This window comes from Streptomyces broussonetiae, from assembly GCF_009796285.1.
GTDB lineage: Bacteria > Actinomycetota > Actinomycetes > Streptomycetales > Streptomycetaceae > Streptomyces > Streptomyces broussonetiae.
This window is the reverse complement of the sequence record NZ_CP047020.1, coordinates 5,894,341-5,916,578: the sequence shown is the minus strand read 5'-3', so window position 1 is coordinate 5,916,578 and position 22,238 is coordinate 5,894,341. Positions and strand designations below refer to the sequence as shown.

Sequence of the window (22,238 nt, the reverse complement as noted above, 5' to 3'; positions counted from 1 at the left end):
GGGAGGCGGGACATGGAGGACCTGGTCATCCGGGACGCCGACGTCGTCGACGGCAGCGGTGAACCGTCGTACCGCGCCGACGTGGTGGTCGACGGGGGGCGGATCGTCTCGATCGTCAAGGAGGCCGCGGCGGCCGGCTGCCAGCGCCCGGGCGCCGTACGCGAACTGGACGCGGCGGGCCTGGTCCTCTCTCCCGGCTTCATCGACATGCACGCCCACTCCGACCTCGCCCTGCTGCGCGACCCCGACCACAGCGCCAAGGCCGCGCAGGGCGTCACACTGGAGGTCCTCGGCCAGGACGGACTGTCCTACGCCCCGGTGGACGACCGCACGCTGCAGGAGGTGCGGCGGGCGATCACCGGGTGGAACGGGTACGGCGACGACATCGAGTTCGACTGGCGGTCGGTCGGCGAGTACCTGGACCGGCTGGACCGAGGCATCGCCGTCAACGCGGCCTACCTGATCCCGCAGGGCACGGTCCGCGCGCTCGCCGTCGGCTGGGAGGACCGCGAGGCGACGCCCGAAGAGCTGGACCGGATGCGGCAGTTGGTGGCCGAGGGACTGGAGCAGGGCGCCGTCGGACTGTCCTCCGGACTGACGTACACGCCCGGCATGTACGCCCCGGACGCCGAACTGACGGAGCTGTGCCGGGTGGTGGCGTCGTACGGCGGCTACTACTGCCCGCACCACCGCTCCTACGGCGCCGGCGCCCTGGAGGCCTACGCCGAGATGGTGGAGCTGACCCGGGAGGCGGGCTGCCCGCTGCACCTGGCCCACGCGACGATGAACTTCGGCGTGAACAAGGGCCGGGCGCCCGAGCTGCTCGCCCTGCTCGACCGGGCCCTGGACGCGGGCGCGGACCTCACCCTGGACACCTACCCCTACACCCCCGGCTCCACCACGCTGGCCGCGCTGCTGCCGAGCTGGGCGAGCGCGGGCGGTCCGCAGGAGGTCCTGGCCCGGCTCGGCGACCCGGCGACGGCCGAACGGGTACGGCACGACCTGGAGGTGACCGGCGCGGACGGCTGCCACGGGGTGCCGGTGGAGTGGGAGACGATCGAGATCTCCGGCGTCGCCGACCCGGCGCTGGGCAGGTACGTGGGCCGTACGGTCCTTCAGGCGGCGCGGCTGCGCGACGAAGCCCCCTGGGACACCGCGCGGCACCTGCTCCTGGCGGACCGGCTCGGCACGACGATCCTCCAGCACGTCGGGCACGAGGAGAACGTCCGCGCGATCATGCGGCACCGCGCCCACACCGGCGGCTCGGACGGCATCCTCCAGGGCGCCAAGCCGCACCCCCGGGCCTACGGCACCTTCCCGCGCTATCTCGGCCACTACGTACGGGAGTTGGGGGTGCTGACGCTGGAGGAGTGCGTCGCGCGTCTGACCGCCCGGCCCGCGGCCCGGCTGCGCCTGCCGGACCGCGGTCTGGTGCGTGAGGGGTACCGGGCCGACCTGGTGCTGTTCGACCCGCGGACGGTGGCGCCGGGCGCCACCTTCGCCGAGCCCCGCAGGCTGCCCACGGGGATCCCGTACGTCCTGGTCGACGGCAGGTTCGTCATCGAGGACGGCAGGCGGACGGACGTGCTCGCGGGCCGGTCCGTCCGCCGTACCCCGGTGTGATCGCGGCCGGGCCCCTTACGGCTTGGGCAGGGCGCAGCCGGACGCGCTCAGGTCGAGCTTGTTGCCGGTGGTGAAGCAGGCCGGGATGATGTACGTCTCCTCGGCGTAGTTGATGCCCTGGTGGATGGTGACGTTGCCGTTCTCGTCCACCTCGCAGGGATTGTCCACCGTGCAGCGCTCACCGTTCTCGTTGCCGGTGTTGTTGACGGCGACGACCTTGCCGGTGGCGGTGTCGATCACCGGGGAGCCGGAGGTGCCGCCGATGGTGTTGCAGGCGGAGGTGTAACGGACGGAGTCCTTCCAGGTCCAGTCGCCCTCCTTCAGCTGGTACACGAAGCCGTCGACGTTGCAGCTGTAGATCGTCTTCCAGTAGCCGGAGACGACCTTGATGGCGGTGCCGGCGGTCGGGTGGGTGTCCTGCACGGTGAGCGGGCTGATGCCGTAGTTCTTCTTGATCGCCACGTACGTGGTGGTGGTGCGGTAGATCGTGATGTCCGTGTCCGTCATGGTCGAGTACACGACCTGGTTGGCGCGGAGGGTGGCGACCTTGCTGCCGGCCGAGTTCAGCAGGCCGAAGGTACGGCTGGAGGACTGGCCGGTGATGACCTGGCCCGGGTCCGGGAAGCCGGTCTCCAGGCAGTGGCCGTTGGTGAGGACGAGCGCCGGGTCGGTGTCCGCGGAGTTGGGGAAGCGGATCACGGAGCCGGAGCAGTTGCTGAGCGAGACGGTGCCGGCGAAGTCGACCGTCACCGCGGCCGCCTTGGCGGTGTGCGGTGCGGCGACGGCCGGGGTCGCGCCCAGCCCGGCCAGGGCCACGGAGGAAAGCACGGCAAGGAGAGGCTTGTTCATGTGGGGGTCCCCTCTTACGACTTGGGCGACCGGAGTGTTCCGGCCGCCCGCTCTTTGTCATGCGCATTCTCAATGCGAGAGGGGGGTGTGAACAAGAAGGCGGGACGGGCCATAGGGGTTTCCCTGTGCGGGACCCCCGAGGCAACTCGCCTGTGACGAGGGCGGGTTGACGGTCGAGGAGACCTGGTCGCGGAGGTGTTGCTTCCCGGCCTGCCAAGGCTTCGCGACGACGGCACCGAACAGCGCCAGACCCCTGATGACGACGCGCGGGGCACCGGGCCGCGCCGTTCCACGGCCGCCGCGCCTGCGGAACACGCCGAACAGACCGAGGCCCCTGACCTCGACGTCGATGTTGTCGGGGACGACAAACCCGGTGCCGCCCCAGAGCGCGACCGCCCAGATCCTGGTCTCCCGGGCGGCGAAGCGGGCCTCGGCGAGATCGACCCGGTCGCCACCCCACATCGACCCGACCGCCGCCCCACATCGACCAGGCGACGAACCGCTCCGGGACGACTCACCGGCCCTCGCGTGCGAACCCGCCGAACAGGCCCAGCGCGAAGCGGGAGGTGGGGGCCCGGTCCACGACCAGACAGTCCCGGGGCCCGGGTCCGGGCAGATCGCGCACGGCGACGGCCGGTTCGCCGAGCGTCCGGGCGCCGTGCACCCGTCCCAGCCGGCCGTCCAGCTCGCCGAGCGCCAGGCGGCCGTCCGCCACGGCGGCCCGCACCCGCTCGACGGCCCGGTCGCGGTCCTCGTCGGAGGCGAGCGTGCCTGCAGGGGGCACCGGTCGTCCGGCGGGGGCGGGCCATGGCTGTCGATTCATGCAGCAACTCTCACCCGGCGGGGCGACGGCACCACCCGTACGTCGGGCGAGCGGCGGGAAATCGCCGACGGCTGTCCTGAAGACACCGCCCGGCAGCCGGCGGCTCACCTCGGGCGGTCAGTGGCGATGCCTCCCGGCGCCGTGGCCATGGCTCTGGCCCTGCCCCCCGGGGAGGCCGGACGCGGAAGCCGTCGCGGTGGGTGCGGGTGCGCCGGATGTCGTGGGTGCGGGGGGCGTCGTGGGCGCCGCGGCCGAGGCGGTGACGGCCGGCGCGGCGGGCGCGTGCACCTGGGACGCGCCGACGGCCGGCGAGGCGGCCGAGGGGGACCCGACGGCACCCGCCTCGCCGGGCGCGGCCGGGGAGCCGGCGTCCGTGCGGGGGCTCGCCGTGGCGGAGCCCTCGACGGCGACGCGTCCACCGCCGGAGCCGGACTCGTCCGAGCCGCCCGCGAGCCCGGCGATCACGGCGACCACTCCTGCCACCCCGAGCGCCCCGGCGACGACGGCCGCCCCGCGACGGCCACCCGTGCGCCCGGCCCGACGCCGTGCGGCCCGCCCCTCATCCGCCGCGGGCCGGTCGACCGGCTCGGCCGGCCCGGGCACCGGGGGCAGCTCGCGGGTGTCGTCGTAGGCGTTCTGCCAGCCGTGGGCGACGGCGGGGTCGGCGTACGCGTCGTACGCCGGGGCCGGGGCCTGCGGCAGGTAGACGTTCGGCGACGGCTGCGCAGGGGGTGTGTCCGGCCGCTCGGTACGCCCGTCGTGCGGACCCTTCGTGCCGTACACCCCCGCCTCACCCTCCCATTCGGTGGCCATGGCAGCGGATTCTAGGGACGCAAGCGGCTCCTGAGACAGCCAACGGCGATACCCGGGCAAACTTCCGCGTCCCACGTGGTGGAAAACACGGCCGCGGAAGCGTTATCGGGCCGTAAGCTCACGGACATGCAGGTGATCCAGTCGACCAAGCTCGCCAACGTCTGTTACGAGATCCGGGGCCCGGTGCTCGAGGAGGCGATGCGGCTCGAGGCGGCAGGACATCGCATCCTCAAGCTGAACACCGGCAATCCGGCCGCCTTCGGCTTCGAGTGCCCGCCGGAGATCCTGGAGGACATCCTCCGCAACGTCTCGACGGCCCACGGGTACGGCGACGCCAAGGGCCTGCTGGCCGCCCGGCGTGCGGTCGTCATGCACAACCAGACCCTCGGCATCGAGACCGACGTCGAGCACGTCTTCATCGGCAACGGCGTCTCCGAGCTGATCGTGATGGCCATGCAGGGCCTGCTCGACGACGGCGACGAGGTCCTCGTGCCGGCCCCGGACTACCCGCTGTGGACCGCCGCCGTCTCCCTGGCCGGCGGCACCGCCGTGCACTACCGCTGCGACGAGCAGGCGGACTGGATGCCCGACCTCGCCGACATCGAGCGCAAGATCACCGACCGCACCAGGGCGATGGTCATCATCAACCCGAACAACCCCACGGGCGCCGTCTACGACGAGGCGATGCTCCGGGGGCTGACGGACATCGCCCGCCGGCACAACCTGCTGGTCTGCTCCGACGAGATCTACGACAAGATCCTCTACGACGGCGCCACGCACACCCCGACCGCGAAGATCGCCCCCGATCTGCTCACCCTCACCTTCAACGGCATGTCGAAGGCGTACCGGGTGGCCGGGTACCGGGTGGGCTGGATGGCCATCTCCGGGCCGCGCTCGCACGCGGACTCCTACATCGAGGGCCTGACCGTCCTGGCGAACATGCGCCTGTGCGCCAACATGCCGGGCCAGCACGGCGTGGTCGCCGCGCTCAGCGGACGCCAGTCGATCACCGACCTGGTGCTGCCGGGCGGCCGGCTGAAGGAGCAGGTGGACACCGCCTACGAACTGCTGACGCAGATCCCGGGCGTCAGCTGCGTACGGCCGAAGGGCGCGCTGTATCTCTTCCCGCGGCTCGACCCGCAGGTCTTCAAGATCAAGGACGACCGGCAGATGGTCCTGGACCTCCTGCGCCAGGAAAAGATCATGGTCGTCCAGGGGACGGGCTTCAACTGGCCCGAGCCGGATCACTTCCGCGTGGTGACGCTGCCGACGGTCGGCGACCTCAGGGACGCGGTCACCCGGATCGGGAACTTCCTGGACGGATACAGCCAGCCGTAGTCGACGGGCTTCATTCCGTGATACTGCTCAACTTTAGACGAAATCCAAGCTAGGATGGCTTCCTGTCAGAGCACAGGAGGCCATCCCCCATGTACGAACCGATCCGCAGCAAGTCGGTCCACAGCACGATGGCCGGCACCGCCTCCGACTTCCCCCACCGCTCGCGCGAGGAGGAGTTGGACATCCAGCTCGCCGGCCACCTCGCCGCGCTGCTCGCGGCCACCGACGAACTGCGCGGGCTGACACCCTCGGCCGACCTGGAGGACGCCGCCGAGCGGCTCGCCGAGCAGGTGGCCCGGCTCCGGGGCGGGCGCGCCCCGCTGCGGGCCCAGCCGTCCGCCACCGGTGACCCCGCCGCGCTGCACCGGCGCGCGCACACCCTCGCGGGCCGCGCGCTCGTCGTCGCCGCGTCGCGCGCCGACACGGCGGCGGCGATCCTGACGGCCGAGCGGATGGACGCGCACGCCGCCGCGCTCGCCGACCCCAAGGAACTCAGCGCCGCCCACTGACCCCACCCCGGGTCCCCCGATCGGCCCCGGCCCGCGCGCACCCGCAGCGACGCGCGGGCCGGGAGCCAACCACTGTGCGCAGTTCGGCGCTGGAGGGCGAGCCCGGATGAGACGACGTTGCGCCCTTTTCCCGTTCTCCTCGCTCGCCGCCACGGACTCCCGCACCCGTGCGGAGGTCCGCAGGCTCACCGAGGACCTGCGCACCGACACCGTGCAGAGACTCATCACCGACACCGCCCACCGTCGCCCGGTCGTCGCCTCCGTGGCGCCCGCGGCCGGCCTCGACACCGACCGGCGCCGTGAACTGCCCTTCCCCGGCAGCCAGTCGGTCGCCGATGGGCTGGTGCACGCCTACGAGAACAACGCCGGTGCCAGGGCCGGGGACTTCGACGGCTTCCACCGCTCGCTGACCGGGGCCCGGCGGGACACCCCCGTCTTCCCGATCCTCTTCGGCGACTCCTCCCGCACGGAGCTGCAGCACATCGCCGATCCGACCGCCGGGCGCCTCTTCGACGGCCGGCACGCCTCGCTGGACGGCGCCTTCGAGGAGATCCGGCCCTGGCCCAGGATCCGGAGGGCGTGCACGCCGTCTCGCGTGCGGTGCGGCAGGACATCCCGGAGGCCGTGGACACCTTCGTCCGCACCCGCTGGTGGACCCGGCCGGCCCCGGGCGCAGAGCCGCCCGGACGCCATCTGGAACGCCGGCTCGGCCTGCTCCGCGCGCAGGCCGAGCGCCTGGCCGCGGCCCTGCGGGACGCGGCGGCGCTGCGGCAGGAGTCGCACACCCGGTACCTGGAGGAGCGCGGCAAATGACACGGGTGCCCCGCACGCCGTTGTGCGGGGCACCCGGGGTCGTTCCACGGCCGGTCGTGACGATCGCTGGTCAGGGCACGGCGACCGGCCGTGGAGTCTGCGGGGCGCGGGTCTCAGCCCAGGCGCTCCACCAGCGCGCGGTACTGGTCCCACAGCTCCTTCGGGGTGTGGTCACCGAAGGTGTTGAGGTGCTCGGGGACCAGGGCGGCCTCCTCGCGCCAGACGTCCTTGTCGACCGTGAGCAGGAAGTCCAGGTCGGAGTCGGACAGTTCGAGACCGTCGGTGTCCAGCGCGCCCTTGGCGGGCAGCACGCCGATCGGGGTCTCGACGCCCTCGGCCCTGCCGTCGAGGCGCTCCACGATCCACTTGAGGACACGGGAGTTCTCGCCGAAGCCGGGCCAGACGAACTTGCCCTCGTCGTTCTTGCGGAACCAGTTGACGTAGTAGATCTTCGGGAGCTTCGCCTGGTCCTTGTCCTTGGCGACGTCCACCCAGTGACCCATGTAGTCACCCATGTTGTAGCCGCAGAACGGCAGCATCGCGAACGGGTCGCGGCGCAGCTCGCCGACCTTGCCCTCGGCCGCGGCGGTCTTCTCGGAGGCCACGTTGGCGCCGAGGAAGACGCCGTGGTTCCAGTCGAAGGACTCCGTCACCAGCGGCACCGCGGAGGCGCGCCGGCCGCCGAAGAGGATCGCCGAGATCGGCACGCCCTTGGGGTCCTCCCACTCGGGCGCGATGATCGGGCACTGCGAGGCGGGGACGGTGAAGCGGGCGTTGGGGTGGGCGGCCGGGGTCTGGGACGCCGGCGTCCAGTCGTTGCCCTTCCAGTCGGTCAGGTGGGCGGGCGCCTCCTCGGTCATGCCCTCCCACCACACGTCGCCGTCGTCGGTGAGCGCGACGTTGGTGAAGACCGCGTTGCCCCACAGGGTCTTCATCGCGTTGGCGTTGGTGTGCTCGCCGGTGCCGGGCGCGACGCCGAAGAAACCGGCCTCGGGGTTGATCGCGTACAGGCGGCCGTCCGCACCGAAGCGCATCCAGGCGATGTCGTCGCCGATGGTCTCCACCGTCCAGCCGGAGATCGTGGGCTCCAGCATGGCGAGGTTGGTCTTGCCGCAGGCGCTCGGGAAGGCGGCGGCGACGTACTTCGACTCGCCCTGCGGCGGGGTGAGCTTGAGGATCAGCATGTGCTCGGCCAGCCAGCCCTCGTCACGCGCCATGACCGAGGCGATACGCAGCGCGTAGCACTTCTTGCCGAGCAGGGCGTTGCCGCCGTAGCCGGAGCCGTAGGACCAGATCTCGCGGTCCTCGGGGAAGTGCGAGATGTACTTGGTGGAGTTGCACGGCCACGGAACGTCCTGCTGACCCTCCTCCAGCGGGGCGCCGAGCGTGTGCACGGCCTTCACGAAGAAGCCCTCGTCGCCCAGCTCGTCGAGGACGGCCTGGCCCATGCGCGTCATCGTGCGCATGGAGACGGCGACATAGGCGGAGTCGGTGATCTCCACGCCGAGCGCGGACAGCGGGGAGCCCAGCGGTCCCATGCAGAACGGGACGACGTACATGGTGCGGCCCCGCATGGAGCCGCGGAACAGGCCCTTCTCACCGGCGAAGATCTCCCGCATCTCGGCAGGGGCCTTCCAGTGGTTGGTGGGACCTGCGTCCTCCTCCTTCTCGGAGCAGATGAACGTCCGGTCCTCGACACGCGCGACATCGGTCGGGTCGGAGGCGGCGTAGTAGGAGTGCGGGCGCTTGATCGGGTCGAGCTTCTTGAACGTTCCCTTGGTGACCAGTTCTTCGGCCAGCCGCTCGTACTCGGCCTCGGATCCGTCGCACCAAACCACGCTGTCCGGCTGCGTCAGTTCGGCGATCTCGTTGACCCACGAGATCAGTTCCTGGTGGTTGGTGGGCAGGGGAGCCGCGTTGTCGCGCGCCACGATTGCTCCTAAGTGAGGGATTTTCCCCCTGGTGAGGGATTTTTTTCCTTGGGGCCCCGTGGGGGCTGCGACCCGGATGCTTCGTAGCCGCTCATCCGGTGCCGACCGCACTCATTTGATCATCCGTCGCCGATGCGCATCTGTCCAGGGGGAGTCACAGGTGAGCGGAGTGACCCATGCCACGATTTCCATGATTCTTTGCGTCCATGTTGGATTCAGCTGAAGGTTCTTTTGCGTTCGCCCCGATTTGCACGCTCACCAAGAGGCATTGACTAGCGACTTACGGTGCCGTAGGTACCATTCGCGCATGACTGCGTCCGCCTCCGACGCGCCCATGGACTCGCCGGTCGCCGACCGCGGTCCCGTCGCGCCCTCCGTGCTGCTTCCGGCCAAGCCCCGACTCCGCGGCTGGCTGCACCTCGGCATGTTCCCGGCCGCCCTCGTCGCGGGCCTCGTGCTCACCGCTCTCGCCGACTCGAGCAGAGGCCGTATCGCCTGCGGCATCTACGCCCTGACAGCTTGCCTGCTCTTCGGGGTCAGCGCCCTGTACCACCGGGGCAACTGGAGCCCGCGGATGGACGGCGTCCTGCGCCGCCTCGACCACGCCAACATCTTCCTCATCATCGCGGGCACCTACACCCCGCTGACCCTGCTGCTCCTGCCGGGCGCGAAGGGCGAGTGGCTGCTGTGGGGGATCTGGGCCGCCGCCTCGGCCGGCATCGTCTTCCGGGTCTTCTGGGTCGGCGCCCCGCGCTGGCTCTACACGCCCTGCTACATCGCGATGGGCTGGGCGGCCGTCTTCTTCCTGCCCGACTTCCTGCACACCGGCGGCATCGCCGTCCTGGTCCTGGTGATCGTCGGCGGCCTGCTCTACAGCGCCGGCGGCGTGATCTACGGCATCAAGCGGCCGAACCCCTCACCGCGCTGGTTCGGCTTCCACGAGGTCTTCCACTCCTTCACGCTCGCCGCGTTCGTCGTGCACTACGTCGGCATCTCACTGGTGGCGTACACGCACGGATAGCACACACCGCTCCCGCCGCTCCCACGGCCACGGCTCATCCGAGCCGTGGCCGTTTCCGTTCCCTCGGCAGTCGAATTCGATTGACAGCATCGGTATTTTGAGAGCTACTTTCATTTCATGGTTGATGTCACTGCGAACCCTCGGCGCTGGTGGGCCCTGGGGGCCCTGGTCGCGAGCATGCTCACGCTCGGCTTCGACATGACGATCCTCAATGTGGCGCTGCCGACGATGGCCGGCGAACTGGGCGCCACCACCGGCCAGCAGCAGTGGATGGCGGACGCCTACGTCGTCGTCTTCGCCGCCCTGATGCTCCCCGCCGGCCTGCTCGGCGACCGCTTCGGGCGGCGCAGGATGCTGATCACCGGGCTCGCCCTCTTCCTCGTCGGCTCGCTGATGGGCGCGCTCGCCTCGGACGTCAACTGGGTCATCGCGGCCCGGGCGTTCATGGGCATCGGCGGCGCGCTCGTCACCCCGCTCGCCCTGTCCGTGCTGCCCTCGCTCTTCGGTCCCGACGAGCGCACCAAGGCCGTAGGCATCATCTCCGCCGCCTCCGCGCTCGGCCTGCCGCTCGGCCCGATCATCGGCGGCTGGCTGCTGAACCACTACTGGTGGGGCTCGGTCTTCCTGATCAACGTCCCGATGGCCGCGATCGGCATCGCCGCCTGCGTCTTCCTGCTCCCCGAGACCAGCGACCCCGCCTCCCCCCGGGTCGACCCGCTGTCCACCGTGCTCACCGCGACCGGCCTCGGCGCCCTCATCTACGCGATCATCGAGGCGCCCAGCCGCGGTTGGAGCGACGCCCTGATCCTGGCGATGTTCGCCGCCGCCGCGGTGCTGCTGACCGCGCTGGTGCTGCGCGAGCGGCGGGCCACCCGTCCCATGCTCGACATGACGCTACTGGCCCACCGCGGCTTTCTGTTCAACACCTCCGCCGCGACTCTCGCGATGTTCGTCCTGTCCGGCCTGATGTTCGTGCTGCCCCCGTACATCCAGGCCGTCCTCGGCCACGACGCCTTCGGCACCGGTCTCAGGCTGCTGCCGATGATGGGCGGTCTGATGGTCGCCGCCCGGGGCGCCCAGCCGGTCGTCGCCCGGTTCGGGCCGCGTGCCGTGGTGAGCGCCGGTCTGGTGGTGCTGGCCTTCGCCGCACTGCTCGGCAGCCGTACGACGGTCGACTCCGGCTACGGCTTCACCGCGCTGTGGCTCTCGATCACCGGCGTCGGCTTCGGTTTCTCCATCGTGCCCGCGATGGACGGCGCCCTCGGCACCCTGCCCCGCGACCGGGCCGGCAGCGGTTCCGGGCTGCTCATGACGCTGCGCCAGGTCGGCGCCGCGATCGGCATCGCCCTGCTCGGCAGCCTGCTGGCCGGCATCTTCCGCGACCGGCTCGACGTCACGGGGCTGCCCGGGCCCGTCGCGCACACCGCCGGCAACTCGGTGGTCGCCGCGCACCTGATCGCCCAGAGGACCGGCTCGTCCCACCTCGCCGCCTCCGCCGACGACGCCTACGTCCACGGCATGGGCGTGGTCCTGCTGGTGTGCGGCGTCGCCGCGCTGGCCGCCGCGCTGCTGACCGCGGCCCTGCTGCCGCGGACGGCGCCCGCGCGGGAGACGGAAGGCGGCGCCGACATGGTCGTCCCGGCGGGGGATGCCCGACAATGAACCGTATGACGGCCGCACGTTCCCCCCTCTCCCCCACCGACCTCCCCCGCCTCGGCCTGCGCGAACGCAAGAAGATCAAGACCCGCGAGGCGATCCGCGCCGCGACCTACGCGCTGATCAGGGAACAGGGGTACGACGCCACGACGGTCGAGCAGATCGCCGAGCGGGCCGAGGTGTCGCCGTCGACCGTCTTCCGCTACTTCCCGACCAAGGAGGACATCGTCCTCACGGACGAGTACGACCCGCTGATCGCCGAGGAGTTGCGCGCCCGGCCCGCCGACGAGTCGTGGATGGACTCGCTGCGGCACGTGCTGCACAAGGCCATCGACGCGAACCTGAGCGAGGACCCCGAGGTGCTGCGCCTGCGCACCCACCTCGGGGCGCAGGTCCCGGCCGTCCGCTCCCGGATGTTCGAGAGCATGTCGGAGACCGGCCGGCTGCTCCGCGAGGCCCTCGCCGAGCGGTCCGGCCTGGCCGCCGACAGCCTCGAGATCCGGGTCTACGCGATGTCCCTCATCGGCAGCCTGATGGAGGTCTCCATGTACTGGGCGGAGAACGACTTCGAGGGCGAGCTGCGCGACCTCATGGACCGGGCCCTGGACGTCCTGGAGCACGGCCTGCCCCACGATAACCACTGAGGCGGGGGCAGCCCGGCGTGCGATGCTGACTAGGTGAACGGAGTCGAGATCCACGTCGAAGTCGCCCCCGCGCTCCATCTGTTCGTGCCCCCGCCCCGGCGCCGCGGCGCCACCCCCCTGGCCACGGACGGCGTCTCGACCCTCGGTCATGTCATCGAGTCCCTCGGCGTCCCGCTGACCGAGGTCGGCGCGCTGCTCGCGGACGGCCGCGAGGTGCCGGTGTCGCACATCCCGCAGCCGGGCGAGACGGTGAGCGTACGCCCCGTCGAGCGTCCCCAGCCCGTCCCCGGCGCCCCGCTCCGCTTCCTCCTCGATGTCCACCTCGGCACCCTGGCCCGCCGGATGCGCCTGCTCGGCGTGGACACGGCGTACGAGTCGAGCGACATCGGCGACCCGGCCCTCGCGGCCCGTTCGGCGGCCGAGAAACGTGTGATGCTCAGCCGCGACCGGGGCCTGCTGCGCCGCCGCGAACTGTGGGCCGGCGCCTTCGTCTACAGCACCCGCCCCGACGACCAACTCCACGACGTCCTCGAACGCTTCGCCCCCGAGCTACGCCCCTGGACCCGCTGCACTGCCTGCAACGGCCTGCTGAGACAGGCCACGAAGGAAGAACTGTCCGACCGGCTCGAGTCCGGCACCAGGCGCTCCTACGACGTCTTCGCCCAGTGCACGTCCTGCGGCCGCGCGTACTGGAAGGGCGCACACCACGACCAGCTGGAGGCCATCGTGGAGCGGGCGTTGGGCATGCGCGCCCGGGGGGCCTGAGCACGGAACCGGCTCCCCCCGGGCGCGATGGTCCTCAGCGGCGCGTGACGTCCCCCTTCCCGCACGCCACCCCGTCCCGGTTCGGGTCGAGGCCCAGGGGGTCGTCCCCGCCGTTGACCTTCAGCCGGCCGTAGTCGTTCTGCTGCAGCCAGGCGCAGCGGGCCGCTGTCGTCTTCTTGACCTGCGAGGGGAAGACCGTCGGCACGCACACGTTGATCGAGCCGTAGTGCCGGTCGCAGCCGGAGAGGGTGGGGCTGACCTGCTGCGCCGTCCGCTTCCTGCCGGGCCCCGAGACCTTGCCGGACAGCGAGTCGGCGAAGGAGTGGACGTGCGGGGAAGCGGCGTTCAGGGCCGTCGGGCCCGTCAGGTGCACCCACTGTGCCACCGAAGGCACCCCGTTGGCATCGACCGCGAAGAGCATGTACCAGCCGGGCGGGGCCAGGTTGGGGTTGTTCGTCACGTTCAGGTCGACGTTGTTGCCGTCCACCGAGAGCGGGAGATCCACGAAGCGCTGGTTCGGGTCGGAGGAATGGGTGACCGCGGCGGGGCGGATCAGCTCCGCCTTGGCGATCGGACGGTCGACGGTGATCCGCTGGGTGTCGCCGTACTTCCACTCCTGGCTGATCACCGAGGTGATCGTCGGGCGCGGGCCCTTGAAGAGGTAGGGCGGGGTGTAGATCGACACGTTGTGGTTCCAGCTGCCGTTGCCCGGGTTGTCGCCGGTGGCCATCACCCGGCCGTCGGGCAGCAGGAACGCCGAGGAGTGGTAGCCACGGGCCTGCGGGTCGGCGGTGACCTGGTCGAAGGTGTTGGTGCCGGGGTCGTAGAGCGAGGACTCGTAGACCGGGTTGGCCCGGTTGTGCAGGGCGCCGCCCGTCTCCAGCACCTTGCCGTCGGGCAGCAGCACGGCGGAGACGTACATCTTGCCCTGGTTGCCGGTCTCGGGCACCGGCCCGTTGCCGAGGTCGACCGTGCCCTGCGGCAGCGGCGGACCGGCGACGTACGCCGGGTTGGGCTGCTTCAGATCGATCACGTCGGTGAGGCGGCCCGCGTCGGGGTTGGAGTCGATGTTGCCGCCGCCGATCGTGAGCACCTTCTGGTCCTGCGCCGGCGGCAGCAGCACGCTCGCCGACTGGTCGCGCACGTCCTTGTCCTGCAGGCCCGGGATCTGCGTGATCGTGTTCGCGTTGTAGTCGTAGACCGCCGAGCCGGTGCCGGGGATGTTGTTGCCGAAGACATGGCTGCCCGTGTAGAAGAGGCGGCCGTCCTGCATCAGGACCATCGCCGGGTACAGGCCCCAGTACGACCAGGTCTGGTTGACCTGCGAGGTCGGCAGCCACTGGTTCTGCGCGGCCGAGAACCGCTCCGCGGTCACCGACCCGGTGGAGTCCTCGCGCAGCCCGCCGAAGGTGATGACGTCACCGTTGCCCAGCTCGGTCGCCGAGGGGTACCAGTGGCCGTCGTTGAGGTCGTTGGTCCTGGTGTAGGTCTCGGTCTTGGGGTCGAAGACGTACGAGTCCCTGAACCCCTCGTAGCCGTGAGTGCCGTTCGGGTCCGGGTAGGCCTTGTTGCCGCTCAGCACGAGCACCCGGCCGTCCTGCAGCTGGACGTGCCCGGCGCAGAACATGTCCTTCGGGGTGGGGATGACCTTGTAGGTGCCGTCGGCGGGGTTGTACACCGCGCTCGTGAACGTGCCCGCGTTGAAGGCGTCCTGGCTGTTGCCGGAGCCGGCGATCAGCAGCACCTTGCCGTCGTTCAGGACGACGGAGTGCATGGAACGGACCGGGTTCTGCGTCGGCAGGACGGACCAACTGCCGTTCGTGCACTGGTCGTTCGTACCAGTGCACTGGGCGGGCGGGATCGCGTCCGGGACCTGGTCCATGGTGTAGTCGTCAGTGGTCGCCGAGCCGGTGCCGTAGACCGAGACACCCCAGGTGATGCGGTCGGTGCCGGGCGGGATCTCGGGCGTGCGGACGGTGGCCTGCGTCCAGGCCGAGGCCATGTCGAGGGTCTTGACGTCGGTCCAGTACTGCCAGCCGGCACTCGTGTCGTGCCGGAACAGCGTGACGTTGGCGTCCGGGGTGGTGGTCTTGTACCAGACCCCGAGGTCGTACTGCTTGCCGACGGTCACGGCCGGTGCGCAGTCGGTGGACTCGGTGAGCATCGCCTTGCGGTCGCCGTCGACCCGGCGGGTCAGCGTGACCTTCATGGCCTTCGACCCGGAGTGCGCGTCCGAGGTCGTCTCGAAGCTGAAGTCGTTGTCGCCCCAGCCCGACTTCTCCCAGCAGTACGGCATGCCGTCCGTACCGGCGGTCTCGAAGCCGGGGTTCTTGATCAGGTTGGCGGCCTCGGCGCTCTGCGGCGCGGCGAGGAGCAGCCCGGCGGTCAGGGCGCCCACCCCGGCCAGCGCGGTCCGTCTGCGGTACTTGCTCAAGCGGCTCTCCTTGCTCGGCTCCCCCGGCGGCGGGGGAGGTAGACCAGCGCTTCGGTCCCGGCGAAGCGCACGACGAACGTCATGACCAGCGCGAGCGCGGTCGCGGGCAGCACGCCCATCCCGAACCGGTCCACGAGCAGCGCGATCAGCGGGATGCGCAGCACCAGGTCGGCGTTGGCGAGCAGGCCGAACCGGCCGAGCCGGTCCCACCAGCGGCGGTGCGCCCTCCGGTCGCGGAACAGCAGCTGCTCGATGAGCAGGAAGTTCCAGGCGACGCCGAGCTGGTTGGCGAGGATCTCGGCGGGCACGTAGGGCACGGTGAGTGCGGTGAGCGCCCACAGTCCGACCAGGTTGGGCACGAAGCCGCTCGCGCCGATCAGCCCGAAGCCGGCCAGGCGGGCCGCCGGTGAGGCGGTGCGCAGCCCGGCCAGATGGCGCAGGAAGCGCAGGCCCTCCCGCGCCGTCGACTTGGACTCGCCCGCGAACCGGTCCCGGAAGACGAACGGCACCTCGGCGACCTGCCGGGGCCGGCTGCGCACGGCCAGCTCGAGGAGGATCTTGTAGCCGAGAGGCTTGAGCACCTCGGCCGTGACCGCGCTGCGCCGGATGGCGAAGAAGCCGCTCATCGGGTCGCTGATGCCGCGCAGCCGGCGCGGGAAGAGGGCCTTGGCCAGCAAGGTCGCGCCACGCGAGACGGCCACCCGGTAGCCGCCGGCGAGCCCGGCCCGGCTGCCGCCCTCGAGATATCGGGAGGCGACGACGAGAGCGGCGTTCGTGCGCTCGCCGGCCTCGATCAACTCCGGGACCAGGGACGGCGGATGCTGGCAGTCGCCGTCCATGACGACGATCCACTCCGAGGCCGCCGCCTCGAGCCCCTCGACGACCGCACCGCCGAGCCCGCCGACGGGTTCGTCCCGGTGCAGGACGGCCACCGGGTACGGGCAGTCCTTCGCGGCCTCGCGGACGACCTCGGGGGTGTCGTCGGTGGAGTCGTCCACGAAGAGGACCTCGCACGCCATCCGCGCCGGCACCGACTCGGTGATCTGGTGCAGCAGCCGCCGGACGTTCGCGGACTCGTTGAAGGTCGGTACGACGAGGGTGACGGCCCCGGGTTCCGGGACCTCCACGGCGTCGAGGCCCTGCGCCGGGGCCGTGTGCTCGCTCACCGGCCGCCCCCTTCGGCCGCCGTGCCCCGGATGCGCCGGATCTCGATGCGGTCGTCCCCGGTGCCGAAGGTGGCGACCGCGGTGGAGTGCCGGATCGCGGCCCTGACGTTCGGCAGGTCCTTGGCGTCACGGCGGACGGTGGGTGAGGCGACGACGTAGTCGATGTCGCGCCAGCCGTGCGGCATGGTCCTGGTGACGGCCGGGTCGAGGTCGGCCTTGTAGAACCAGATGGCGCCGAGTCCCGGCCGGTATCCGGCGTGCACGAGATCCAGCCAGAGGGCGTCGTCCACGAGGACCCGGGTGTGCTTCGGGTCGGCCACCTTCGTGCCGAGCCAGTGGGAGGCCTGCCGGTAGGGCTTGTTGGCGTCGGCGGTGACGGCGGTGCGGTCGCCGTCGTACCAGTGCGGTACGACGTAGGCGCAGGCGGCGAGGGCGAGGCCGGTGACGAGCAGGTGACGGCCTGCGGTGACGTACCGCTTCTCGCTCTCGGTCCGCCACCTGCGGACGACCACGTGCGCCACGGACGCGGCGCCGCCGGCCAGCACCAGGGCGAGGAAGGGCAGCGCGCCGATGACGTACATGGCGGGCAGATAGCCGCCCGGGCGCAGCGCGACCAGGGCGAGGACCGCGACGGTCAGGGACGGTCCGGCGAGCGCGCGGGCGGTGACCGACCGGCGCCAGGTGACGATCAGCAGCAGGGCCCCGGCGAGGCCTCCGAGGGGCAGGACCCGGTCGTAGTACAGCCAGGAGTGCAGCACGTCGTACGAACCGGAGCCCCGGTCGAGGATGAACCCGGAGCCGGGCCGGGACATCTGGTAGGTGATGCCGTCCCACAGCGAGACATGTCCCGCGCCCGGGAACAGCTCGCCCTTGAGCAGGGCGAAGAGCGGATAGGACAGGCCGATCAGGGCGCAGGCGGTGACGGCTCCGGTGAGGGCGAACTTACGGGTGTCGCGGTGGCTGTGCCGCCACATGGTGACGAACAGGGCGGGCAGGACGACGAGCATCGTCTCCTTGGTGAGCACGGCCGCGGCGGCGGCGAGACCGGCACCGAAGTGGTGCCAGAGGTGGCGGCTGGGCGAGGCGGCGAGGCAGAAAGCCAGCAGCAGCCACATCACGGCGATGTTGTCGAGGAAGATCTCCCGGCTGAGCACGACCGCGAGCGGCGAGAGGCCGAACAGGGCCATGGCGAGTCCGGCGGCCCAGCGGGGCAGGGAGAGCCGGCGGCCGAGCACGTAGACGAGGACCGCGCTGGCCCCGCTGATCCCGAGCATGGCGATGCGCATGGTTTCGACCGTCATGGAGCCGGGGCTGAGCTTCGAGGGGATCCAGCCGAGCAGGGCTATCTGGATCCAGCCGAGCGGCGGGTGGTCGTACCAGTAGGTGTAGTGGGCGAGGCCCCGGCCCTGCTGGACGGCCCAGGCCTGGGCGAGATAGGTGCCCTCGTCGTCGCTGAGGGTCGGGTAGTCGGTGATGTTCCAGCCCTGGACGACCAGGATCAGCACCAGCAGGGCGGCGCAGAGCAGCAGGTCGGGGCGGGAGGAGCGGAGTCGTACCGGAGGCTGTGTTCGACCGGTCGAACGGCTCGCGGGCGCAGGTTGGCCTGGCGCGGGGACCGTGGCTGCGGTCACCGCGGGAAGAGTGGAGGTCACGCGGGAATGTCCTCTCGGAGGGCCTCGGCCGCGGTGAGGTGCGCGCCGACGTGCGTGGTCAACTCCCAGTCGTTACGGCCGCGTTGCTCGCGCCACACGGCACGGATCGCGGCGCCGGCGAGGAGGACCTGGTAGAAGGGGCCGCCCACGACGAGCTTCACGTAGTGGACGAGGCGGACCCTCAGGTCGTACTGGACGCCGAAGTCGTGCAGGCCGACCACCTCGAAGACGAAGGTGACGGCGGCGGTGACGAGCGGCAGGAAGGTGAGGAAGGCGACGCCGACGGGGACGTCGAGGAAGAGCGCGACGGCCGCGTTGAGCGGGATGATCACCCCGGAGAAGGCCTGCAGGAACGGGGTCATCAGGGTGTAGCGGGCGAGCAGCCGCTGCCCGAATCCCGGCAGTTGGCGCCAGTCCTTCTTCCGGTACACCTGGAGGAAACCCTGGTTCCAGCGGGTGCGCTGCTTGAGCAGCGACATGAGGCTGCCGGGTGTCTCCTCGCGGGTGACCATGTCGGAGTCGTAGGCGACGACGACCTTCCTGCCGACGGACGACAGCCGGACACCCAGGTCGCAGTCCTCCGCGAGGCAGTCGGGGTCCCAGCCCTCGGCTTCCCTGAGCACGTCGGTGCGGACGAAGACGGTGTTCCCGCCGAGCGGGATGAACCCCTTCTGCGCGTGCAGGTGCAGCCGGGAGCGGAACCAGAAGAAGTACTCCAGGCAGTTGCGCAGGCTGTACCAGCTGGAGTGGAAGTTGATGAGCTGGACGCCCCCCTGGACGACGTCCGCCTGTGTGGTCCGAAAGGCGTGGTCGACGTGGGCGAGCAGCTCCGGGTGGACCTGGTCCTCGGCGTCGAAGACCCCGACGACGTCGCCGCGGCAGTGCGGCAGCGCCGTGTTCATGGCCTTGGGTTTGTTCTTCTTCTCGTGGGTGTCGACGACGACCCTGACGCGCGGGTCGCGTTCGGCGGCCGCCTCGGCCACCGCCGTGGTCTCGGGGTCGTCGTGCCCCACGATCACGATGATCTCGAAGTCGGTGTGTGTCGACTGAAGCAGCCGCTGGATGGTGTGGTCGAGCACCGCCTGTTCATGGCGGGCCGGCAACAGCAGTGAGAACGAGACGTGTTCGTCGCCGTCCGGTCTGCCGAACCGGGTGGAGGCGAGCACCTCGGGCGTGCGCCACGCGTGCATCTGCCACCACAGGGTGAAGGCCGCCATCCAGAAAAGGGCAAGCGAGACGGCAGCGATGAAGACAGACGTCAGCAAAAGATCCCCCCAGATCCCCCTGAAACCCCCTGTGCGCACGACGGTGAGTAACATCTGTCGTACGCGCTGTGGAGAGCGTAGGGGGGATCTGTGAAATGCGGGCGCTGTTCCGATAAATAGCTTGTTTCATAACGGTCGTGCGGTAAGCGGTACCTATCCGAACACCTGCTCAGTTTCGGACAGTTGCCGCTTTCCGCCGCCGGGCCGCCGTCACCCCCTCGGCGCCCCTTCCGCGTGCCTTCAGTGGTCGTTCAGGGCCGTGCGCAGCCGCTCCGGATCGGCGGTCGGGGCGTCACAGGTGAAGTTGCGGCAGACATAGGCCGCCGGTCCACCGGCCACCAGAGGCCGGTCGGCCAGGAGCGGGAACTCGTCACTGTCCGGAGCGCCGACGGCGACGACGGCCCCCGGAGCCGTGGACAGAAGTGCCGTGCGGTGCAAGGCGGTTGTCCTGTTGTCGTCCGGGGCGGGGCCCACGACGGCGACCTCCCTCGGTCCGTCGAGGAGGGCCTCGGCGACGGCGAGCCCCCAGCCGATGAACCGCGGCACACGCGGCCCGAGCGTGGTGACGACGCCCAGCGCCCGCTCGGCGGCGGTCCGGTGGGCCTCGGAGCCGGTGTGCGCGGCATAGCCGAGCAGCGCGCCCGCCGCGGCCGTCCAGCCGGAGGGGGTGGCGTTGTCGGTGGGGTCCTGCGGCCGGCGGATGAGCCGCTCGGCGTCGGCGGCCGTGTCGTACAGGGCGCCGGTGTCCGGGTCGGTGAAGCGGACGAGTACGTGGTCGAGGAGCAGCCCGGCGAAGTCCAGCCAGACACCTTCGCCGGTGACGGAGGCGAGCGCGAGGAAGCCCTCGGCGACGTCCGCGTAGTCCTCCAGCACCCCGGCGTTGGGGCCGACACGGCCGTCCTTGCTGGTCCGGGCGAGCCGGGCCTGTTCGTCGAGATGCACCCGCACGAGGAGGTCGGCGGCGCCGAGGGCCGCCTCGATCAGATCGGGCCGCTCGAAGTAGGCGCCGGTCTCGGCCAGCGCGGCGATGGCGAGCCCGTTCCAGGCGGCGACGACCTTGTCGTCCCGTCCGGGCGCGGGGCGTGCGGCACGCTCGGCGAGCAGTCGCTCCCTGATGGAGGCGATCTTCTCCGCGTCGAAGACGCTGCTGCTCTGCGGCAGTTGGAGGACGGACAGGCCGTGCTCGAAGGTGCCCTCGTCGGTCACGCCGAAGTACTGGGCGGCGAGGTCGCCGTCCGCGTCGCCGAGAGTGGCGCGCAGCCGCTCGGGCGTCCAGGCGTAGTAGACCCCCTCGACGTGCCGTCCGCTGCCGTCGTCACTGTCGGCGTCGAGCGCCGAGGCGAACCCGCCCTGCTCGGTGCGCAGTTCGCGCACGAGGAAGTCGGCGCTCTCCAGGGCGACGCGCCGGGCGAGGGCAGAGCCCGTGGCCCGCCACAGATGCGCGTACACGCGGCACAGCAGCGCGTTGTCGTAGAGCATCTTCTCGAAGTGCGGCACGACCCAGTCACGGTCGACGGAGTAACGGGCGAAGCCGCCGCCGAGCTGGTCGTAGATGCCGCCGCGGGCCATGCGCTCACAGGTGTCCCGGGCCATCTGTAGGGCGCCCTCGGAGCCGGTGCGCGCGTGCCGGCGCAGCAGGAACTCCAGCACCATGGACGGCGGGAACTTGGGCGCCCCGCCGAAGCCGCCGCGCTGCGGGTCGTACTCCCGGGTCAGCCCGAGCAGGGCCTGGGCCAGCTCCTCCTCGCCGGGCGTCCGGTCGCCCTGGTGGCTGATCTCCCGCTGGGCGAGGTCGCGCACGATCTTCCCGGCGACCTCCGCGACCTCGTCGCGGCGCGTGTCCCAGGCCTGCCGGACCCCCTCCAGCACCTGCCGGAAGGAGGGCATGCCGTGCCGGGGCGCCGGCGGGAAGTAGGTCCCGAAGTAGAAGGGTTCGGCGTCCGGGGTGAGGAACACGGTCATGGGCCAGCCGCCCTGGCCGGTGGCGGCCTGTACGGCCTCCATGTAGACGGCGTCGACGTCGGGGCGCTCCTCGCGGTCCACCTTGACGCTGACGAAGTGCTCGTTGAGGTAGTCGGCGGTGGCCTGGTCCTCGAAGGACTCGTGGGCCATGACGTGGCACCAGTGGCAGCTGCTGTAGCCGACACTCAGCAGGACGGGTCTGTTCGTCTTGCGGGCCTCGTCGAAGGCCTCGGCCGACCAGGGCCACCAGTCGACGGGGTTGTCGGCGTGCTGGAGGAGATACGGGGACGTCTCATCGGCCAGTCGGTTCACCGTTCCACTCTCCCACGGGCTCGGGGGCGGCGTAGAAACGCATCTGCACCGGGCGCGCCCCGGCCGGGGCCTCCTCGCGCGGATGGCCGTAACGGCCGAGCAGCGCGTGGTACTCCCGCATGAAGTCGAGGAGTTCCTCCCTGGTCAGCCAGGTTCCGCTGCGCTGGACCTGGGCCCACCCCTCGGGGCCGCGGTACTCCTGGTGGGCGCGCCGGTACAGGACGGTGTCGAACTCGATCTTGAGATGGGCCAGCTCGGCGGCGGCCGCGTACTCCTCGGGAGCCATTGCGGCGGGGTCGGGCGTGGTGTGGCTGAAGGGCAGCGAACGCCACCAGCGCTCGCGCCCGCCGGATTTCTCCGGGATCTCCTCGATGAGCTTCTGCTCGGCGAGTTTGCGCAGGTGGTAGCTGGTGGTGCCGGAGCTTTCGCCGAGTTCGCGGGCGAGGACGGTGGAGTTGGCCTCGCCGTGCCGGCCGAGGTACTCGAGGATCCGGCGGCGCAGCGGGTTGCCGAGGGACTTGTAGAGGGCGGTGCGCTCCAGGCCGGTCATCTCGGGCATGCCGTCGGTCATGCCGCCACGGTAACCCTGAGGACCCTGAGCCGTCCCCGATATCCGCCGAGATTTCTTTGCAGACTTTTCTCTGCGTTCTACGGTGGAGGCA

The 22,238-nt window shown here is 71.0% G+C and carries 18 protein-coding genes and 2 pseudogenes; 9 read left to right on the top strand and 11 right to left on the bottom strand.

Annotated features, from left to right (window positions below):
* Nucleotides 1-12: 12 nt before the first annotated feature.
* Nucleotides 13-1,623: an N-acyl-D-amino-acid deacylase family protein gene (locus GQF42_RS27470; RefSeq protein ID WP_158924196.1), complete on the top strand. Its 1,611-nt coding sequence runs from the start codon at nt 13-15 to the stop codon at nt 1,621-1,623.
* A gap of 15 nt (nt 1,624-1,638) precedes the next feature.
* On the opposite strand, the gene GQF42_RS27465 is transcribed toward GQF42_RS27470, so the two are convergent.
* From GQF42_RS27465 to GQF42_RS27455, 4 genes are all read right to left on the bottom strand, one after another.
* Nucleotides 1,639-2,472 (bottom strand): trypsin-like peptidase domain-containing protein, encoded by an 834-nt coding sequence (locus GQF42_RS27465; RefSeq protein ID WP_158924194.1) that lies wholly within the window; start codon nt 2,470-2,472, stop codon nt 1,639-1,641.
* A gap of 69 nt (nt 2,473-2,541) precedes the next feature.
* On the bottom strand, nt 2,542-2,934 hold the full coding sequence (locus GQF42_RS45035) for a hypothetical protein (protein ID WP_199272817.1): 393 nt from the start codon (nt 2,932-2,934) through the stop codon (nt 2,542-2,544).
* A gap of 52 nt (nt 2,935-2,986) precedes the next feature.
* Complete coding sequence (locus GQF42_RS45030) at nt 2,987-3,295, bottom strand: DUF1707 SHOCT-like domain-containing protein (RefSeq protein ID WP_199272816.1); 309 nt, start codon at nt 3,293-3,295, stop codon at nt 2,987-2,989.
* A 117-nt stretch (nt 3,296-3,412) separates the two neighbouring features.
* A complete protein-coding gene (locus tag GQF42_RS27455; protein ID WP_233273482.1) occupies nt 3,413-4,108 on the bottom strand; it encodes a hypothetical protein in 696 nt (231 codons plus the stop codon).
* A gap of 126 nt (nt 4,109-4,234) precedes the next feature.
* Between GQF42_RS27455 and GQF42_RS27450 the strand changes: the two genes are divergently transcribed.
* From GQF42_RS27450 to GQF42_RS27435, 4 genes and pseudogenes are all read left to right on the top strand, one after another.
* Nucleotides 4,235-5,446 carry a pyridoxal phosphate-dependent aminotransferase gene (locus GQF42_RS27450; protein ID WP_158924192.1) on the top strand — a complete coding sequence of 404 codons (1,212 nt, stop codon included), beginning with the start codon at nt 4,235-4,237 and terminating at the stop codon, nt 5,444-5,446.
* An 89-nt stretch (nt 5,447-5,535) separates the two neighbouring features.
* Nucleotides 5,536-5,955, top strand: coding sequence for an SCO4983 family protein (locus GQF42_RS27445; protein WP_158924190.1), 420 nt, complete (start codon nt 5,536-5,538; stop codon nt 5,953-5,955).
* A gap of 127 nt (nt 5,956-6,082) precedes the next feature.
* Nucleotides 6,083-6,511, top strand: a pseudogene (locus GQF42_RS46110) (hypothetical protein); the annotation flags it as partial.
* A gap of 2 nt (nt 6,512-6,513) precedes the next feature.
* Nucleotides 6,514-6,768, top strand: a pseudogene (locus tag GQF42_RS27435) (hypothetical protein); the annotation flags it as partial.
* Nucleotides 6,769-6,881: 113 nt separating this feature from the next.
* Here GQF42_RS27435 and GQF42_RS27430 read toward each other — a convergent pair.
* Complete coding sequence (locus GQF42_RS27430; protein WP_158924188.1) at nt 6,882-8,699, bottom strand: phosphoenolpyruvate carboxykinase (GTP); 1,818 nt, start codon at nt 8,697-8,699, stop codon at nt 6,882-6,884.
* Between the two features lie 307 nt (nt 8,700-9,006).
* Here GQF42_RS27430 and trhA point away from each other — a divergent pair, with 307 nt between their 5' ends.
* From trhA to GQF42_RS27410, 4 genes are all read left to right on the top strand, one after another.
* The gene (trhA, locus tag GQF42_RS27425; RefSeq protein WP_158924186.1) at nt 9,007-9,720 is read left to right on the top strand and encodes a PAQR family membrane homeostasis protein TrhA; all 714 of its coding nucleotides are present in this window, start codon (nt 9,007-9,009) and stop codon (nt 9,718-9,720) included.
* A 117-nt stretch (nt 9,721-9,837) separates the two neighbouring features.
* Complete coding sequence (locus GQF42_RS27420; protein ID WP_158924184.1) at nt 9,838-11,382, top strand: MFS transporter; 1,545 nt, start codon at nt 9,838-9,840, stop codon at nt 11,380-11,382.
* 5 nt (nt 11,383-11,387) lie between these two features.
* Nucleotides 11,388-12,020: a TetR/AcrR family transcriptional regulator gene (locus tag GQF42_RS27415; RefSeq protein WP_158924182.1), complete on the top strand. Its 633-nt coding sequence runs from the start codon at nt 11,388-11,390 to the stop codon at nt 12,018-12,020.
* A 33-nt stretch (nt 12,021-12,053) separates the two neighbouring features.
* Nucleotides 12,054-12,785, top strand: coding sequence for a Mut7-C RNAse domain-containing protein (locus GQF42_RS27410; protein WP_158924180.1), 732 nt, complete (start codon nt 12,054-12,056; stop codon nt 12,783-12,785).
* Nucleotides 12,786-12,819: 34 nt separating this feature from the next.
* On the opposite strand, the gene GQF42_RS27405 is transcribed toward GQF42_RS27410, so the two are convergent.
* From GQF42_RS27405 to GQF42_RS27380, 6 genes are all read right to left on the bottom strand, one after another.
* Nucleotides 12,820-15,219, bottom strand: a complete 2,400-nt coding sequence (locus GQF42_RS27405; protein ID WP_158924178.1) for a galactose oxidase-like domain-containing protein — start codon at nt 15,217-15,219, stop codon at nt 12,820-12,822.
* Nucleotides 15,216-16,385 carry a glycosyltransferase gene (locus GQF42_RS27400; protein WP_158924176.1) on the bottom strand — a complete coding sequence of 390 codons (1,170 nt, stop codon included), beginning with the start codon at nt 16,383-16,385 and terminating at the stop codon, nt 15,216-15,218. Before GQF42_RS27400 ends, GQF42_RS27405 begins: the two co-directional genes overlap by 4 nt.
* The gene (locus GQF42_RS27395; protein ID WP_158924174.1) at nt 16,382-18,037 is read right to left on the bottom strand and encodes an ArnT family glycosyltransferase; all 1,656 of its coding nucleotides are present in this window, start codon (nt 18,035-18,037) and stop codon (nt 16,382-16,384) included. Before GQF42_RS27395 ends, GQF42_RS27400 begins: the two co-directional genes overlap by 4 nt.
* A complete protein-coding gene (locus tag GQF42_RS27390; RefSeq protein ID WP_158924172.1) occupies nt 18,034-19,302 on the bottom strand; it encodes a glycosyltransferase in 1,269 nt (422 codons plus the stop codon). Before GQF42_RS27390 ends, GQF42_RS27395 begins: the two co-directional genes overlap by 4 nt.
* Before the next feature lie 240 nt (nt 19,303-19,542).
* The gene (locus GQF42_RS27385; RefSeq protein ID WP_158924170.1) at nt 19,543-21,576 is read right to left on the bottom strand and encodes a thioredoxin domain-containing protein; all 2,034 of its coding nucleotides are present in this window, start codon (nt 21,574-21,576) and stop codon (nt 19,543-19,545) included.
* The gene (locus GQF42_RS27380; RefSeq protein WP_158924168.1) at nt 21,557-22,147 is read right to left on the bottom strand and encodes an ArsR/SmtB family transcription factor; all 591 of its coding nucleotides are present in this window, start codon (nt 22,145-22,147) and stop codon (nt 21,557-21,559) included. The genes GQF42_RS27385 and GQF42_RS27380 overlap by 20 nt, the downstream gene beginning before the upstream one ends.
* Between the last annotated feature and the right edge of the window lie 91 nt (nt 22,148-22,238).

Bases quoted from the DNA above. Each gene is read 5' to 3' on its own strand.
- GQF42_RS27415 (WP_158924182.1), top strand. From the start codon at position 11,388: ATGACGGCCGCACGTTCCCCCCTCTCCCCCACCGACCTCCCCCGCCTC.
- GQF42_RS27470 (WP_158924196.1), top strand. From the start codon at position 13: ATGGAGGACCTGGTCATCCGGGACGCCGACGTCGTCGACGGCAGCGGT.
- GQF42_RS27450 (WP_158924192.1), top strand. From the start codon at position 4,235: ATGCAGGTGATCCAGTCGACCAAGCTCGCCAACGTCTGTTACGAGATC.
- GQF42_RS45030 (WP_199272816.1), bottom strand. From the start codon at position 3,295: ATGAATCGACAGCCATGGCCCGCCCCCGCCGGACGACCGGTGCCCCCT.
- GQF42_RS27380 (WP_158924168.1), bottom strand. From the start codon at position 22,147: ATGACCGACGGCATGCCCGAGATGACCGGCCTGGAGCGCACCGCCCTC.
- GQF42_RS27445 (WP_158924190.1), top strand. From the start codon at position 5,536: ATGTACGAACCGATCCGCAGCAAGTCGGTCCACAGCACGATGGCCGGC.
- GQF42_RS27465 (WP_158924194.1), bottom strand. From the start codon at position 2,472: ATGAACAAGCCTCTCCTTGCCGTGCTTTCCTCCGTGGCCCTGGCCGGG.
- trhA (WP_158924186.1), top strand. From the start codon at position 9,007: ATGACTGCGTCCGCCTCCGACGCGCCCATGGACTCGCCGGTCGCCGAC.
- GQF42_RS45035 (WP_199272817.1), bottom strand. From the start codon at position 2,934: ATGTGGGGTGGCGACCGGGTCGATCTCGCCGAGGCCCGCTTCGCCGCC.
- GQF42_RS27455 (WP_233273482.1), bottom strand. From the start codon at position 4,108: ATGGCCACCGAATGGGAGGGTGAGGCGGGGGTGTACGGCACGAAGGGT.
- GQF42_RS27420 (WP_158924184.1), top strand. From the start codon at position 9,838: ATGGTTGATGTCACTGCGAACCCTCGGCGCTGGTGGGCCCTGGGGGCC.